At 70.8% G+C, this 15,024-nt stretch carries 10 protein-coding genes; 7 read left to right on the top strand and 3 right to left on the bottom strand.

The genetic code is table 11. The annotated features are described in order from the left end of the window. Positions 1 to 68 precede the first annotated feature (68 nt). A complete protein-coding gene (gene gabT / locus JOD63_RS02190; protein ID WP_045277259.1) occupies positions 69 to 1,424 on the bottom strand; it encodes a 4-aminobutyrate--2-oxoglutarate transaminase in 1,356 nt (451 codons plus the stop codon). Between the two features lie 103 nt (positions 1,425 to 1,527). Between gabT and JOD63_RS02185 the strand changes: the two genes are divergently transcribed. Both JOD63_RS02185 and JOD63_RS02180 read left to right on the top strand, forming a co-directional pair. Beyond that, positions 1,528 to 3,063, top strand: a complete 1,536-nt coding sequence (locus JOD63_RS02185; RefSeq protein WP_045277258.1) for a PucR family transcriptional regulator — start codon at positions 1,528 to 1,530, stop codon at positions 3,061 to 3,063. 304 nt (positions 3,064 to 3,367) lie between these two features. Then, positions 3,368 to 4,747 carry an NAD(P)/FAD-dependent oxidoreductase gene (locus JOD63_RS02180; protein ID WP_211088029.1) on the top strand — a complete coding sequence of 460 codons (1,380 nt, stop codon included), beginning with the start codon at positions 3,368 to 3,370 and terminating at the stop codon, positions 4,745 to 4,747. A 138-nt stretch (positions 4,748 to 4,885) separates the two neighbouring features. Here the strand turns inward: JOD63_RS02180 and JOD63_RS02175 are convergent, their stop codons facing one another. Continuing rightward, positions 4,886 to 6,364, bottom strand: coding sequence for a helix-turn-helix transcriptional regulator (locus JOD63_RS02175; RefSeq protein ID WP_045277257.1), 1,479 nt, complete (start codon positions 6,362 to 6,364; stop codon positions 4,886 to 4,888). Between the two features lie 209 nt (positions 6,365 to 6,573). Here JOD63_RS02175 and aceB point away from each other — a divergent pair, with 209 nt between their 5' ends. The 3 genes from aceB (at position 6,574) to JOD63_RS02160 (ending at position 11,451) form a co-directional block, all read left to right on the top strand. Beyond that, complete coding sequence (gene aceB / locus JOD63_RS02170) at positions 6,574 to 8,238, top strand: malate synthase A (RefSeq protein WP_407664960.1); 1,665 nt, start codon at positions 6,574 to 6,576, stop codon at positions 8,236 to 8,238. A 71-nt stretch (positions 8,239 to 8,309) separates the two neighbouring features. Next, positions 8,310 to 9,905 carry an isocitrate lyase gene (locus JOD63_RS02165; protein WP_045277256.1) on the top strand — a complete coding sequence of 532 codons (1,596 nt, stop codon included), beginning with the start codon at positions 8,310 to 8,312 and terminating at the stop codon, positions 9,903 to 9,905. Positions 9,906 to 10,158: 253 nt separating this feature from the next. Beyond that, entirely contained in the window at positions 10,159 to 11,451 is a 1,293-nt protein-coding gene (locus JOD63_RS02160; RefSeq protein ID WP_084613779.1) for a lipase family protein, read from the top strand. Between the two features lie 95 nt (positions 11,452 to 11,546). Here JOD63_RS02160 and JOD63_RS02155 read toward each other — a convergent pair whose 3' ends face one another. Then, positions 11,547 to 13,271, bottom strand: coding sequence for an acyl-CoA dehydrogenase (locus JOD63_RS02155; protein ID WP_045277254.1), 1,725 nt, complete (start codon positions 13,269 to 13,271; stop codon positions 11,547 to 11,549). A gap of 103 nt (positions 13,272 to 13,374) precedes the next feature. Between JOD63_RS02155 and JOD63_RS02150 the strand changes: the two genes are divergently transcribed. Both JOD63_RS02150 and JOD63_RS02145 read left to right on the top strand, forming a co-directional pair. After that, entirely contained in the window at positions 13,375 to 13,704 is a 330-nt protein-coding gene (locus JOD63_RS02150; protein ID WP_157004075.1) for a hypothetical protein, read from the top strand. Positions 13,705 to 13,783: 79 nt separating this feature from the next. After that, positions 13,784 to 14,983 carry a pyridoxal phosphate-dependent aminotransferase gene (locus JOD63_RS02145; protein ID WP_045277252.1) on the top strand — a complete coding sequence of 400 codons (1,200 nt, stop codon included), beginning with the start codon at positions 13,784 to 13,786 and terminating at the stop codon, positions 14,981 to 14,983. Positions 14,984 to 15,024 lie beyond the last annotated feature (41 nt).

Raw genomic sequence — 15,024 nt, 5'->3', positions numbered from 1 at the left:
ATGTCTGTCTCGGCGGCAGAGCCACCCGGCCGTCGAGCGACGAGCTCAGCGAGGAGACGAAACGCCCGTCAGGATGCGGCGAGCGCTGCGGCGACGACGTCGATGCCCTCGTGGAGCAGGTCGTCGGTGATGGCCAGCGGCGGGAGGAAGCGGATCACGTTCCCGTAAGTGCCGCAGGTGAGCACGATGACGCCCTCCGCGATGCAGGCCTTGGCGACCGCAGCGGTGAGGGCTGCGTCAGGCGACCCGTCGGCCGTGACGAACTCGGCGGCGATCATCGCGCCGTGCCCGCGCACGTCGCCCACGCGGGGGTCGCCCGCCTGGATCTGCGTGAGTCGCTCGGTGAGGATCGCGCCGATCTCGCGCGCCCGCTCGATGAGGCCCTCGGTCTCGAACGCCTCGATCGAGGCGAGCGCCGCCGCACAGGCGACGGGGTTGCCGCCGTATGTGCCGCCGAGGCCGCCCGCGTGCGAGGCATCCATGATCTCGGCGCGGCCGGTCACCGCCGCGAGCGGCAAGCCGCCCGCGATGCCCTTGGCCGTCGTGATGAGGTCGGGGACGATGCCGAAGATCTCGCTGGCGAACATCGCGCCGGTGCGGGCGAAGCCGGTCTGGATCTCGTCGGCGATGAAGACCACGTCGTTCGCGCGGCACCAGTCGACGATCGCGGGCAGGAAGCCGTCGGCGGGCACGATGAAGCCGCCCTCGCCCTGGATGGGCTCGATGATCACGGCGGCGAGGTTGTCTGCACCGACCTGCTTCTCGATGATCGAGATGGCCTTGGCCGCGGCATCCGCTCCGCTCAGCCCGTCGCGGTAGGGGTACGAGAGCGGGGCGCGATAGATCTCGGAGGCGAACGGGCCGAACCCGCTCTTGTACGGCATCGCCTTGGCTGTGAGCGCCATGGTGAGGTTGGTGCGGCCGTGGTAGCCGTGGTCGAACGCCACGACGGCCGGCTTCTTCGTGAACTTGCGGGCGATCTTGATCGCGTTCTCGACTGCCTCGGCGCCGGAGTTGAACAGTGCGCTCTTCTTGGCGTGGTCGCCGGGCGTGATGCGATTGAGCGCCTCGGCGACGGCGACGTACGACTCGTACGGCGAGACCATGAAGCAGGTGTGGGTGAACTGCGCGACCTGCGCCTGCACGGCCTCGACGACCTTCGGGTGCGCGTTGCCGACGCTCGTGACGGCGATGCCCGAGCCGAGGTCGATGAGCGAGTTGCCGTCGGCGTCGACGACGACGCCGCCGCCCGCGGCGACGGCCTCGATCGGTGCGGTGTGGCCGACGCCCGCCGCGACGGCGGCCGCCTTGCGCTCCAGCAGCTGCTGCGAGCGCGGACCCGGGATGCTGGTGACGAGACGCCGCTCCTGGGGAAGGCTCGGCCCGCCGAGGGGCGTGGTGGTGAGGGTGTCGGCTGCGGTCATGCTCGCGAGCGTAGGCGGGGCATCGGCGCCCCCGCACCCGCCTCCGCGTACATTCTCGGTATCGTCATGTACGCCTCGTACACCTCTACCCCCGGGAGTCGCTGTGGAATCGCCGTCGGAGACCCCCACGCTGCGCGCCCTGCTGTCGCGGCCGGCGCTGCGGCTGCGGCTCGTGGAGACCGCTCAGGTGCCGACGGAGGCCCTCGACCGCGAGGTGCGCTGGGTGCACAGCACCGACCTCGCCGACCCGACGCCCTTCCTGTCGGAGGGGCTGGTGCTGCTCACGACGGGCACGCAGTTCGAGGGGCGACCCGACGCGCAGTACGCCGAGTACGTCGAGCGCCTCGCAGGCCGCGGTGTGGTCGGCCTCGGCTTCGGCACCGAGGTGGTGCGCGAGGGAGTGCCCCAGACCCTCGCCGACGCGTGCGTCGCCGCCGGGATGCCGCTGTTCGAGGTCCCGTACGAGACGCCGTTCATCGCGGTGGCCCGCGCGAACGCCGAGGCGATCGCCGCGCAGGCCTACTCCCGACGCAGCTGGGCGCTCGCCGCGCAGCGCGCGATCGCCCTTGCCGCGCTGCGCCCCGACGGGTTCGGAGCGACGGTCGCCGAGCTCGCCAAGCAGCTCGATGCGTGGGTCGGCATGTTCGACGCCGCCGGCGAGCTGATGCGCGAGCATCCGATCGGGGGGCTGGATGCCGCCACCGCGGCGGCGCTGCACGACGAGGTCGACGGGGTGCTGCGTCGCGGCGCCCGCGCCGGATCGTCGCTGCGGCTGGGCGAGACGCCCTTCTCCCTGCAGACGCTCGGCCGCGGCGGTCACCTGCGCGGTGTCATCGCCATCGGGGCGGGTGACCTCGACCAGGAGGGCCGCGGGGTCGTGACGTCGGTGATCGCGATGGCGGGGCTCGCGCTCGAGCAGCAGCAGGGCCTGTCGCGCGCGCGCACGTCGCTGCGGACCGGTCTCGTGCACTCCCTCGCCTCGGGCGACCCCGCCCTCGCGCGCCGCATCTCGCGCGACCTGTGGGGACCGCTCCCGGCGGCGCCCGTGGTCGTCGCCCTCACCGACGCGGCGGCCGCGCGGGTCGACGGCATCCTCGAGCTCCTCGAGCTGCGCGCCGACGAACGACGCGGTGCGGTGTTCTTCGGACGCATCGACGACGGGCTCGTGATCGTCGGGTCGGCGGGCGACCTCGCCGCGGTCGAGGAGGTCGTCGACCGGTTCGCCGTGCGCGCGGGGCTGTCGGATCCCGCCGCGTACGAGTCGTTCGCTGATGCCCTCGGCCAGGCGCGCACGGCGCGCGACCGCGGAACGGCCGCGATCACGGCGTTCGCCGAGGTGGCGCGCTCGGGGGTGCTCTCGGCGCTCTCCGACGAGGCGCGCACCCTCGCCCGCGCCGAGCTCGCTCCGCTCGTCGAGCACGACGCGGCGCAGGGCGCGCGACTCGTCGAGACGCTGCGGAGCTGGCTCGACCACGACTGCTCGCACGAGGCGACAGCGACGGCCCTCGGCGTGCACCGGCACACCGTGCGCACGCGGCTCGCAGCCGTCGACCGTGTGCTCGGGCGAGACCTGGCCTCTTTCGCGACGCGCGCCGAGCTGTGGGCGGCGCTGCGCGCGCTCGACGCGCCCTCCCGCTGATCGGACCCGCGTGACGCTGCCTCCCGGTCGCTGAGCGAGCTGCAGCCCACCTCCCGGTCGCTGAGCGAGCTGCGGCCCACCTCCCGGTCGTTGAGCGAGCGCAGCCCACCTCCCGGCCGTTGAGCGAGCTGCAGCCCACCTCCCGGTCGTTGAGCGAGCGCAGCCCACCTCCCGGTCGTTGAGCGAGCTGCAGCCCACCTCCCGGTCGTTGAGCGAGCGCAGCGAGACGAAACGCGGACGGATCGCCCGGCACAGAGCCCGACTCCGGATGCATCGCCCGCGCACTCCCCGTGAAGATGGACGGATGGACCCGACCGCAGTGCCCAACGGCGACATCTCGTGGTGGTGGCGCGATCTCGGCGGCGCGCCGACCCCGCGGGCATCTCTCACCGGCGATCTCGAGACCGACGTCGCGATCGTCGGCGGCGGATACACGGGCCTGTGGACCGCGTACTACCTCAAGACGCTCCAGCCCGACCTCCGCGTCACGGTGCTCGAGCAGCGCTTCGCCGGGTTCGGAGCATCCGGCCGCAACGGCGGCTGGCTCACCAACTCGGTGACCGGCGGCCGAGCCCGCTACGGGCGCGAGCGCGGCGCCGCGCAGCAGCGCGCCCTCAACGAGTCGGTCGACGAGGTCATCGCCGTCGCCGCACGCGAGGGCATCGACGCCGACATCGTCAAAGGCGGCGAGTTCGAGGTGGCGAGGACGCCGTCCCAGCTCACCCGGCTGCGCGCCCACGCCGCCTCGGAGCAGACTCAGCCCCACACCGACCTGCAGCTGCTCGACGCCGCGGACGCGGCTTCCCGCATCGGCGTCTCGGGGACGCTGGGCGGCACGTGGCACCCGCACTGTGCCCGCATCCACCCCGCCAGACTCGCCCGCGGTCTCGCCGAGACCGTCGAGCGGCTCGGTGTGCGCATCCACGAGCAGACCCGCGTGAGCCGGATCGAGCCGGGGCGGGCGATCACCGACCACGGCACCGTGCGCGCGACGCACGTCATCCGCGCGACCGAGGGGTTCACGCCCGACCTCGCCGGGGAGCACCGCACCTGGCTGCCGATGAACTCGTCGATGATCGTGACCGATCCCCTGCCCGCGTCGTTCTGGGATGCCGTCGGCTGGAGCGGCCGCGAGACCCTCGGCGACTACGCGCACGTCTACATGTACGCCCAGCGCACGGCCGACGACCGCATCGCCTTCGGCGGGCGCGGCGTGCCGTACCGCTTCGGCTCGCGCGTGGACTCGGACGGGCGCACCCAGGAGCGCACGATCGCCTCGCTCACGCGGCTGCTCCGTGAGTTCTTCCCGGATGCCGCGGGCGTGCCGATCGCTCACGCCTGGGCCGGGGTGCTCGGCGTGCCGCGCGACTGGGCCGCCACCGTCGGCCACGACCGCGCCACGGGGCTCGGGTGGGCGGGAGGCTACGTCGGCACCGGCGTCACCGCCACGAACCTCGCCGGCCGCACGCTCGCCGACCTGGTGCTCGGCCGCGACACCGACCTCGTGCGTCTTCCGTGGGTCGGCCATCGCGCGAAGCGCTGGGAGGTCGAGCCGCTGCGCTGGACGGCCGTCAACGCGATCTACACCGCGTACCACTGGGCCGACCGCATCGAGGCCTCGGGCTCGTCGGATCGCACCGCGTGGCCGGCATCCGTCGTCGACGTCGTCGCCGGCCGGCACTGACCCGGCCCTGCGCGCGCGCCCGGCCTGCGCGCCCGGCCTCACGCCGCGCTGCCGCTTCCGCCAGATCAGGACATCTGCCGGGCGACGATTCGCGCAGGCTGGCGCTTGCGCCAGACGTTCTGATCGGGTTCGCGTGCGTCAGCGCGGGGCGTGGGCCTCGAGGAACTCGTACACGTCGGTGGTGTCGACGCCGGGGAAGGCGCCGGTGGGGAGGGTCGCCAGCAGCGTGCGCGGGGTGCGGACGTTCGGCCACGAGTTCTCGCGCCAGGATGCCTCGAGGTCGGCGGGCGCCCGGCGGCAGCAGGCCTCGACCGAGTGCTTCGACACTCCGCGGTTCTGGGTGTCGCGCCCGAGGAACCACTTCGTGTCGTCGAACCGCACCCCGACCGACACCGAGTGCGCACCCTCGCTCGACAGCTCGACGCGTGCGGTGCACCAGTACGTGCCGTTGCCGGTGTCGGTGTACTGGTAGTACGGGTTGAAGTGGTCGTCTTCGTCGAAGACGACGCGCGAGGTCCACTTGCGGCAGCACATCTGACCCTCAATCGAGCCGAGGCGGTCGGTGGGGAAGTTGACGTCGTCGTTCTCGTACGCCTTCGTGATGGTGCCCGACTCGTGCACCTTCAGGAAGTGCACCGGGATGCCGAGGTGCATGGTCGCGAGGTTGGTGAAGCGGTGCGCCGCGGTCTCGTACGACACCGAGTAGGCGTCGCGCAGGTCTTCGATCGAGATCGCGCGATCGCTCTTGGCATCCTGGAGGAACGGGACGACGTGCGCCTCGGGGATGAGGAGCGCGCCGGTGAGGTAGTTCGTCTCCACGCGCTGGCGCAGGAACTCGGCGTACGAGGTGGGCTCGGTGTGCCCGAGGATGCGGCTCGACAGCGCCTGCAGCACGGCCGTGCGGGGGTCGCCCTTCGACGCGAGCCTGCTCGACAGGTACAGCCGGCCGTTCTTGATGTCAGCCACCGACCGCGTCGTCTGCGGCAGGTCTGCCACGTAGTGGAGCGTGAAGCCGAGATGCGCGGCGATGTCGGATGCCGTCCGCTGGGTGAGCGGGCCTCCGGGGTGGTCGACAGCGTCGAGGATGCGCCGGGCGTGGCCCTCGAGGTCGGCGAAGTAGTTGTTCTGCGTGCGCATGAGTCGCCGCAGCGCCACGTTCGCCCGCCGGGCCTCTTCGGGGGTCGCCGCCCGCTCGTCGCGGAGCCGCTCGATCTCGCCCTGCAGCGCCAGCATCGCCCGCAGCGCCTCGGTCGGGACGGTCTTGCCGATGCGGAACGGCGCGATGCCGAGCGCCTGGTAGGTCTGGCCGCGCATCGCACGCTCGAGCTGGATCTCGAGGGTGGACCGCTCGTCGAGGGGCTCCGATTCGAGCAGGGCGTCGAGCGTCGTGCCCAGCGCCCGCGCGATCGACTGCAGGAGGGTGAGCCGCGGCTCGCGGCGGCCGTTCTCGATCATCGACAGCTGGCTCGGTGCGCGCTCGACGGCGGTCGCGAGCTCTTCCAGGGTCATTCCGCGGTCGGTTCGCAGCTGCCGGATCCGCCGGCCGATGGTGAGTGCATCCACCACTTCATCGTCGTGATCTTCGCTGCGCGCGTCGCGGGTGAACGTCGTCGTCATGGGGCGATTCTGTCACGAATGCAGAAATTAGCGAAAACTTCACACCGGATTTCGTCGGGTCGGCACCTGAACTTCACCGCAGAGTGGTCTCACGGCCCACCACCCAACGATCCGGAAACGCGGATCACGGGAGACCCGGAGCCGGCGCACACGCCGGATCGGGGCATCCCGACGATTTTCACCGCTCCCGCTCACAGGAAGGCAGAGTCATGACTCCCGCCACCGCCACCCCGATGCGCACTCGCACCGGACCCATCCCCACGCAGACCCACCAGCCCACGATCGAGATCGCCGGGCCGATCCGCGACCGCTACGACGAGATCCTCACCCCCGATGCGATCGCGTTCCTCACGGAGCTGCACCAGCGGTTCGGTTCGCGCCGCCACGACCGCCTCGCCGACCGCATGCGCCGCCGGTTCGAGGTCGGCAACGGCCACGACCCGCAGTTCCGCAGCGACACCGCCCACATCCGGGAGGACGCGGAGTGGCAGGTCGCCGGCGCGGGCCCCGGACTCGAGGACCGCCGTGTGGAGATCACCGGCCCCACCGATCCGAAGATGACGATCAACGCGCTCAACTCGGGTGCCAAGGTGTGGCTCGCCGACCAGGAGGACGCCACCAGCCCCACCTGGAAGAACGTCATCGAGGGTCAGCTGTCGCTGCGCGACGCGATCCGCGGCGAGCTGAGCTTCACCAGCCCCGAGGGCAAGCGCTACGAGGTCACCGCCGAGCAGACGCCCACCATCGTGATGCGCCCGCGCGGCTGGCACCTGACCGAGAACCACCTCCGCTTCACCGACCGCACCGGTCGCACGATGAACGCGTCGGGCTCGCTGGTCGACTACGGGCTCTACTTCTTCCACAACGCGAAGCAGCTCATCGAGAACGGCCGCGGCCCCTACTTCTACATCGCCAAGCTCGAGTCGAGCGAAGAGGCGAAGCTGTGGGACGACATCTTCTCGTTCAGCGAGGAGTACATCGGCATCCCGCACGGCACGATCCGCGCGACGGTGCTGATCGAGACTCTGCCGGCGGCGTTCGAGATGGAGGAGATCCTGTTCGAGCTGCGCGACCACATCGCAGGGCTGAACGCCGGTCGCTGGGACTACATCTTCTCGATCATCAAGAACTACCGCGGCCGCGGTGCGCGCTTCGTGCTCCCCGACCGGAGCGAAGTCACCATGACGGTTCCGTTCATGCGGGCTTACACCGAGCTGCTGGTGAAGACGTGCCACAAGCGCGGCGCCTTCGCGATCGGCGGCATGAGCGCGTTCATCCCGAACCGCCGCGATCCCGAGGTGACCGAGCGCGCGTTCGAGAAGGTCGCCGCCGACAAGAAGCGCGAGGCCGGCGACGGCTTCGACGGCACGTGGGTGGCCCACCCCGACCTGATCCCCGTCGCGCGCGCCGAGTTCGACGCGGTCCTGGGCGAGCGGCCCAACCAGCTCGACCGGCAGCGCCCCGAGGTGGAGGTCGCGGCATCCGATCTCATCGACGTGCACATCGGTCGCCCGGTGACCGAGCAGGGCGTGCACGGCAACGTGTCGGTGGCGATCCGCTACATCGAGGCGTGGCTGCGGGGCCTCGGCGCCGTCGCGATCGACAACCTGATGGAGGATGCCGCGACGGCCGAGATCTCGCGCTCGCAGGTGTGGCAGTGGATCCACCAGGACCGCTCGACCGCCGAGGGCACCCGGATCACCCGCGAGTACATCGAGGGGCTGATCGACGAGGTGCTCGCCACGGCCGACCGCGGCGACGGAGACCGGTTCGACGATGCCGCCGAGATCTTCCGCGACGTCGCACTCGGTCAGGAGTTCCCGGCGTTCCTGACGCTGCCGGCGTACTCGCGCTTCCTGGTCGAGACCGACTGACATCCCCTCTCCGGTGCGCGCGAGCCGCACGCTCGCGCGCACCGGACCACCACTTCGACGAAGGACGAGACATGACCACCTACCAGGACGACCTCGCGGCCATCCGCGCACTCACCGAGCAGCACGGCTCCCCCTGGAGCGCCATCGACCCCGAATCCGCCGCCCGCATGCGCGCGCAGAACCGCTTCCGCACCGGACTCGAGATCGCGCAGTACACCGCCGACATCATGCGCCGCGACATGGCCGAGTACGACGCCGACTCGTCGGTGTACACCCAGTCGCTGGGCGTGTGGCACGGCTTCATCGGGCAGCAGAAGCTCATCTCGATCAAGAAGCACCTGAAGACGACGAACAAGCGCTACCTCTACCTGTCGGGTTGGATGGTCGCCGCGCTCCGCTCGGAGTTCGGACCGCTGCCCGACCAGTCGATGCACGAGAAGACGTCGGTGCCGGCGCTCATCGAGGAGCTCTACACCTTCCTGCGTCAGGCCGACGCCCGCGAGCTCGACCTGCTCTTCACGAAGCTCGACGACGCCCGCGCCGCCGGCGACGACACCGCGGTCGAGTTCATCCGCTCGCAGATCGACACGTACGAGACGCACGTCGTGCCGATCATCGCCGACATCGACGCCGGCTTCGGCAACCCCGAGGCCACCTACCTCCTCGCCAAGAAGATGATCGAGGCGGGCGCGTGCGCCATCCAGATCGAGAACCAGGTGTCGGACGAGAAGCAGTGCGGCCACCAGGACGGCAAGGTCACGGTTCCGCACGAGGACTTCATCGCCAAGCTCAATGCGGTGCGCTACGCGTTCCTCGAGCTCGGCATCGACAACGGCATCATCGTCGCCCGCACCGACTCGCTCGGCGCCAGTCTGACGCAGAAGCTCGCGGTCAGCCACCAGCCGGGCGACCTCGGCGACCGGTACAACGCGTTCCTCGACGCCGAGGAGATCGCCGAGTCCGACCTCGGCAACGGCGATGTCGTGATCAAGCGCGACGGCAAGCTGCTGCGCCCCAAGCGCCTCGCGAGCAACCTGTACCAGTTCCGCCCCGGCACCGGCGAGGAGCGCGTGGTGCTCGACTGCATCACGGCACTGCGAAACGGCGCCGACCTGCTCTGGATCGAGACCGAGAAGCCGCACGTCGAGCAGATCGCCGGCATGGTCGACGCGATCCGCGAGGAGATCCCGAACGCGAAGCTCGTCTACAACAACAGCCCGTCGTTCAACTGGACGCTCAGCTTCCGCCAGCAGGCCTACGACCTGCTCGCCGAGCAGGGAGCGGATGTCTCGGCCTACGACCGTTCCGACCTGATGAGCGTCGACTACGACGAGACCGAGCTCGCCCGGCTGGCAGACGAGAAGATCCGCACGTTCCAGCGTGACGGCGCCGCGCGCGCCGGGATCTTCCATCACCTCATCACCCTGCCGACCTACCACACGGCTGCGCTGTCGACCGACAGCCTGGCGAAGGGCTACTTCGGCGACGAGGGGATGCTCGCGTACGTGAAGGGCGTGCAGCGCCGCGAGATCCGCGAGGGCATCGCGACCGTCAAGCACCAGAACATGGCGGGCAGCGACATCGGCGACAACCACAAGGAGTACTTCGCCGGAGACGCGGCCCTCAAGGCCGGCGGTCAGCACAACACGATGAACCAGTTCAGCTGAGCCGGAGTCGTCAGACAGACGGATGCCCCGACCCGCCGCGCGCGGGGGTCGGGGCATCCGTCGTCTGCCGGGCCGGGTGGCGACCTCGCCACCCGCGACACCCAGTCGCACCGAATGTGAGACTCGGTACAAAAACGGGAGGCGGGCCGCCGCGTCGGTTGTACCTGACGTGCAAGTTAACCGGGCATCACGGTCGGTCCCGGCAGATTCCGGAGTGTTTCCCCACCCCACACGAAGTCCACTGGAGGCCTTCATGCGTCGCAGCGTCGCGATCGCCGTGCTCGGAGCACTCATGCTCGGAGCCCTGTCCACCACTCCCGCACACGCGGCGGGCTCGTTCTACGACCCGCCGCCCTCGCTCCCCGCAGCCGCCGGCGACCTCGTGCGCACGGCGCCGATGAAGCTCGCGGCATCCGTGTCGTTCGGCGGCGCCATCTCGCCGCTGCCGGGCACCGCTACGCAGATCATGTATCGGACGACCGACGCCGACGGCAACGCCGCCGCGGCGACCGGCGTGTACATCGAGCCGACGAAGCGGTGGTGGGGCGGCGGCGATCGCCCCTTGGTGTCGTTCGCCGCCGGCACCCAGGGTCAGGGCGACGCCTGCGCTCCGTCGAAGACGCTCCAGTCGGGCCTCGTCGTCGAGTCCGACGCGATCGCCATCGGGTACGAGATCCCCAACATCTACAGCTTCCTCGCCCGTGGCATCGCCGTCGTGGTCACCGACTACATCGGACTGGGGATGACCGACCGCGTGCACTCGTACGTGGTGCGCCTGGATTCGGGCCACGCGGTGCTCGACGCGGCCCGCGCCGCTCTCGCGCTCGAGGGCGCTTCGGTGACGGATGCCTCCCCGATCGGCCTGTACGGCTACTCGCAGGGCGGCGGCGCGGTCGCGTCGGCCGCGGAGCTCGCACCGGTCTACGCGCCCGAGCTCAATGTGAAGGGCACGTACGCCGGCGCGCCGCCTGCAGACCTGCTCGAGGTGATGAAGTCCGCCGACGGAACCTCGCTGACCGGCGTGCTCGGGTTCTCGTTCAACGCCATCGCGCAGTACGAGCCGGGGCTCGCCGAGGTCGGCACCCTGCTGAACGACACGGGCCGGAGCACCCTCGCCCGCCTCGCGAACGCGTGCATCGGCGATGCGCTGCTGACCACAGGCACGGCCTTCACGAAGACGTCGAGCTGGACGACCACGGGCGAGACCTTCTCGCAGCTCACGGCCCGGCTCCCGCAGGCGCGCGCGGCCATCGCCGCACAGCGCATCGGCACACTGGCGCCCGCTGCGCCGGTTCAGGTGCTCACCGGCACGAAGGACGACATCGTCGCCCACGGCCAGGCCAAGCAGCTGGCGAAGGACTGGTGCGCCAGCGGCGTGAACGTCACGTACGTTCCGGTGGTGCAGCCGGTAGGCTCCGCAGGCACGGCGCTCAACCACCTCGGCCCGGCGATCACGCGGAGCCTTGCGAGCCAGGACTGGCTGGTCGATCGCCTGCAGGGCAAGCCCGTGGCGTCGAACTGCTGGGCCTTGCGCGTCCTCCCATAGCCCACGCACACACGCCCGCAACACGCAGGCGGTGAGACGGGAGACGCACCTGGGAGAGGCGGCGGAGCGGCGGAGCGGGATGCGCCGGCGCAGGGTCAGGCGATCTCGCCGGCCTCGACCGTCTCGGCGAGCGATGCGACGCGCGACAGGTGGTGAACCCCGTAGAAGTCGGCCTCGATCAGCCGCCGCGCGTCGGCGGGCGCGGCATCCGCGTGCCCTGCGACGGCGACGACGGCGAGAGCGTGCATCCATCCGCCGACGAGGAAGCCGAGCAGCATCAGGTACGGCACGCTCACGGCGTAGGCATCGCGGGGCGACGAGGCGAACCCGAGAACGGCGTCGGTCGCGCGGCGCGCTGCGGCGACCGCGCGCTCGAGCCGATCGGCGGTGCGCGTGGCGACCGCGTGGTCGACGGCGCGGAGGGCGGCGACGGTGGCCGTGATCTCGTCGAAGAGAGCGGATGCCGTCGCCCCGCCGTCGCGGATGACCTTGCGTCCGACCAGGTCGTTCGACTGGATCGCGGTGGTGCCCTCGTAGATGGGCATGATGCGCGCATCGCGGTAGTGCTGCGCGATTCCCGTCTCCTCGATGAAGCCCATGCCGCCGTGCACCTGGATGCCCTCCGATGTGATGCGCAGCGCCTCCTCGGTGCTCCACCCCTTGAAGATCGGCACGAAGAACTCGGCCATCGCCAGCGTGCCGTCGGACTCCGCCCGGTCGAACAGGTCGCCCAGGCGCACCCCCATCGCGCGCATCGCGAAGATCTCGCTCGACATCGACAGCAGCAGGCGCCGCACGTCGGGGTGCTCGGCGATCGGCGCGCCGGCCGGACGGTCGAGCACGGGGCCCTGGAGGCGGTCGGCCGCGTAGGCAGCGGCGCGCTGCAGCGCGCGGTCGGAGACGCCGGTCGCCTGCAGGCCCATGCCCGCGCGGGCGGAGTTCATCATCACGAACATGCCGGCGAGTCCGCCGTGCAGGTCGCCCGCCAGGTAGCCGGTCGCGCCTTCGTAGGCGAGGACGGCGGTCGGGCTGCCGTGGATGCCGATCTTGTGCTCGAGCGAGACCGTCTGCACACCGTTGCGCTCCCCCGGCGTGCCGTCGGGGTTCACGAGGAACTTCGGCACCACGAAGAGCGAGATCCCCTTCGCGCCGTCCGGCGCACCCGGCGTGCGCGCGAGGACCAGATGCACGATGTTCTCGGCGACGTCGTGGTCGCCCCACGTGATGAAGATCTTCTGACCGCTGATCGACCAGGTGCCGTCCTCGTTCGGGGTCGCCGTGGTGCGGATCGCACCGAGGTCGGTTCCGGCCTGCGGTTCGGTGAGGTTCATGGTGCCGGTCCAGCGACCCTCGACCATCGGGGCGAGGTAGATGCGGCGGATCTCGGGAGATGCGACCGCGTCGAGCGCGTGGATGGCGCCCGCCGTCAGCATCCAGCACAGCGCGAACGCCATGTTCGACGCATTCCAGATCTCGCCGAGGCCGTTCTGCACGAGCGTGGGGAGGCCGTCGCCGCCGGCCGATTCAGGCGCCTCGGCCGTGATCCAGCCGCCCTCCACGAGCGCCGCGTACGCCTCGGCGAAGCCTTCGGGAAGACGCGCCTGGCCGTCGACGAGTGTCGCGCCCACCCGGTCGCCCACCTGGTCGAGCGGAGCCAGCACCTCGCCGGCGAACTCGCCCGCGGCGGTGAGCACGTCGATGGCGTCGTCTGCCGTCATCGCGTCGGCGGTGGCGCGCGCGACGATGTCGGCGCCGAAGGCCTCGCGGTACAGGAACGCGTAGTCCTCGACGGGAGCGGTGTATGTCGACGCGTCGACCATGGCGGAACCTCCAAGTTTGAAACTGCGGTCCATCATACGCGACACTCAGTGCCACACCAGCGTGGCACTGCCCAAACGCCGCCCGCAGCGCTACCGTGGGCCCGTGGACGGATGGATGTGGGGCTCGATCACCATGGCGATCGCGATCGTGATCGCCGGCGGGATCACCTGGTGGCTCGCCAAGGGGTGCGCCGTGACCCTCACGGGCGCCGCGGGCGGCATCCTCGGCGGCGTCGCCGCCCTGCTGGCGCTGGCACTGCTGGTCGATCCTGACGTCGCGTTCCGCGTGTCGGCCGGCCTGACCGGCGTCGCGGGCGTGTGGCTCCTCGCCTTCGCGCTGGCGGGCGGCATCCGCGGACAGCGCCTCGCCCGCGCCGAAGCCGCGCAGGCCGCCGCCCCGCCGTCGCTGCCGTCGCAGCCCATCGCGCAGTGACGACCTGCGAGACGGATCGGTCGGTCACCCGGCGGAATCCGGACTGACCTTCACCGCCCGGCCGACTACGCTCGAAGGCGTGACCGAACGCGCCCCTCTCTCACGCAAGCTCTCCGCCATCGCCGAGTCCGCGACCCTCAAGGTCGACGCGAAGGCCAAGGCCCTCCAGGCCGCCGGCCGCCCCGTCATCTCATATGCCGCGGGTGAGCCCGACTTCGCCACTCCCCAGTACATCGTGGATGCCGCGGCCGAGGCGCTGCGCGACCCTGCGAACTTCCGCTACACCCCGGCCGTGGGGCTGCCCGTGCTGCGTGAGGCGATCGCCGCGAAGACTCTGCGCGACTCCGGCCTCGAGGTCGACCCGTCACAGGTGATCGTCACCAACGGTGGGAAGCAGTCCGTCTACCAGGCGTTCCAGGCCGTGGTGAACCCCGGCGACGAGGTGCTCCTGCCGGCGCCGTACTGGACGACCTACCCCGAGGCGATCGCCCTGGCCGACGGCATCCCGATCGAGGTGTTCGCCGGCGCCGACCAGGACTACAAGGTCACCGTCGAGCAGCTCGAGGCCGCGCGCACCGAGCGCACCACCGCACTCGTGTTCGTGTCGCCCTCGAACCCGACCGGCGCCGTGTACACGGCCGAGGAGACACGGGCCATCGGCGAATGGGCGGTCGAGCACGGCATCTGGATCATCTCCGACGAGATCTACCAGAACCTCGTCTACGAAGGCGTGCGCGCCACCTCGATCGTCGAGGCGGTTCCGGATGCCGCCGGGCAGACGATCCTCGTCAACGGCGTCGCCAAGACCTATGCCATGACCGGCTGGCGCGTGGGCTGGATGGTCGGCCCGAAGGATGCGATCAAGGTCGCCGCCAACCTGCAGTCCCACCTCAGCTCCAACGTGAACAACATCGCCCAGCGCGCGGCCCTCGCCGCGCTCACGGGGCCCCAGGTCGAGGTCGAGGACATGCGGCAGGCGTTCGACCGTCGTCGCAAGCTCATCGTCGCCGAGCTGTCGAAGATCGACGGCGTCGCGGTGCCCAACCCGCTCGGCGCGTTCTACGCGTACCCCGATGTGCGCGGCCTCCTCGGCCGCGAGTGGCACGGTGTCACGCCGACCACGTCGCTGGAGCTCGCCGACCTCATCCTCGAGAAGGCCGAGGTCGCGGTCGTGCCCGGCGAGGCGTTCGGTCCGAGCGGCTACCTGCGCCTGTCGTACGCGCTCGGCGACGACGCGCTCCTCGAAGGCGTGCAGCGGATGCAGCGACTGTTCTCCTGACGCCCGATCGTCGCGAGATCGCCCGGACCGGAATCCTCCGT

This window comes from Microbacterium terrae (assembly GCF_017831975.1).
Lineage (GTDB): Bacteria > Actinomycetota > Actinomycetes > Actinomycetales > Microbacteriaceae > Microbacterium > Microbacterium terrae.
This window is presented reverse-complemented; position numbering and strand designations above follow the sequence as displayed.

Coding starts and splice junctions, on each gene's coding strand:
- gabT (WP_045277259.1), bottom strand. CDS start 1,424: ATGACCGCAGCCGACACCCTCACCACCACGCCCCTCGGCGGGCCGAGC.
- JOD63_RS02180 (WP_211088029.1), top strand. CDS start 3,368: ATGGACCCGACCGCAGTGCCCAACGGCGACATCTCGTGGTGGTGGCGC.
- JOD63_RS02175 (WP_045277257.1), bottom strand. CDS start 6,364: ATGACGACGACGTTCACCCGCGACGCGCGCAGCGAAGATCACGACGAT.
- aceB (WP_407664960.1), top strand. CDS start 6,574: ATGACTCCCGCCACCGCCACCCCGATGCGCACTCGCACCGGACCCATC.
- JOD63_RS02165 (WP_045277256.1), top strand. CDS start 8,310: ATGACCACCTACCAGGACGACCTCGCGGCCATCCGCGCACTCACCGAG.
- JOD63_RS02160 (WP_084613779.1), top strand. CDS start 10,159: ATGCGTCGCAGCGTCGCGATCGCCGTGCTCGGAGCACTCATGCTCGGA.
- JOD63_RS02155 (WP_045277254.1), bottom strand. CDS start 13,271: ATGGTCGACGCGTCGACATACACCGCTCCCGTCGAGGACTACGCGTTC.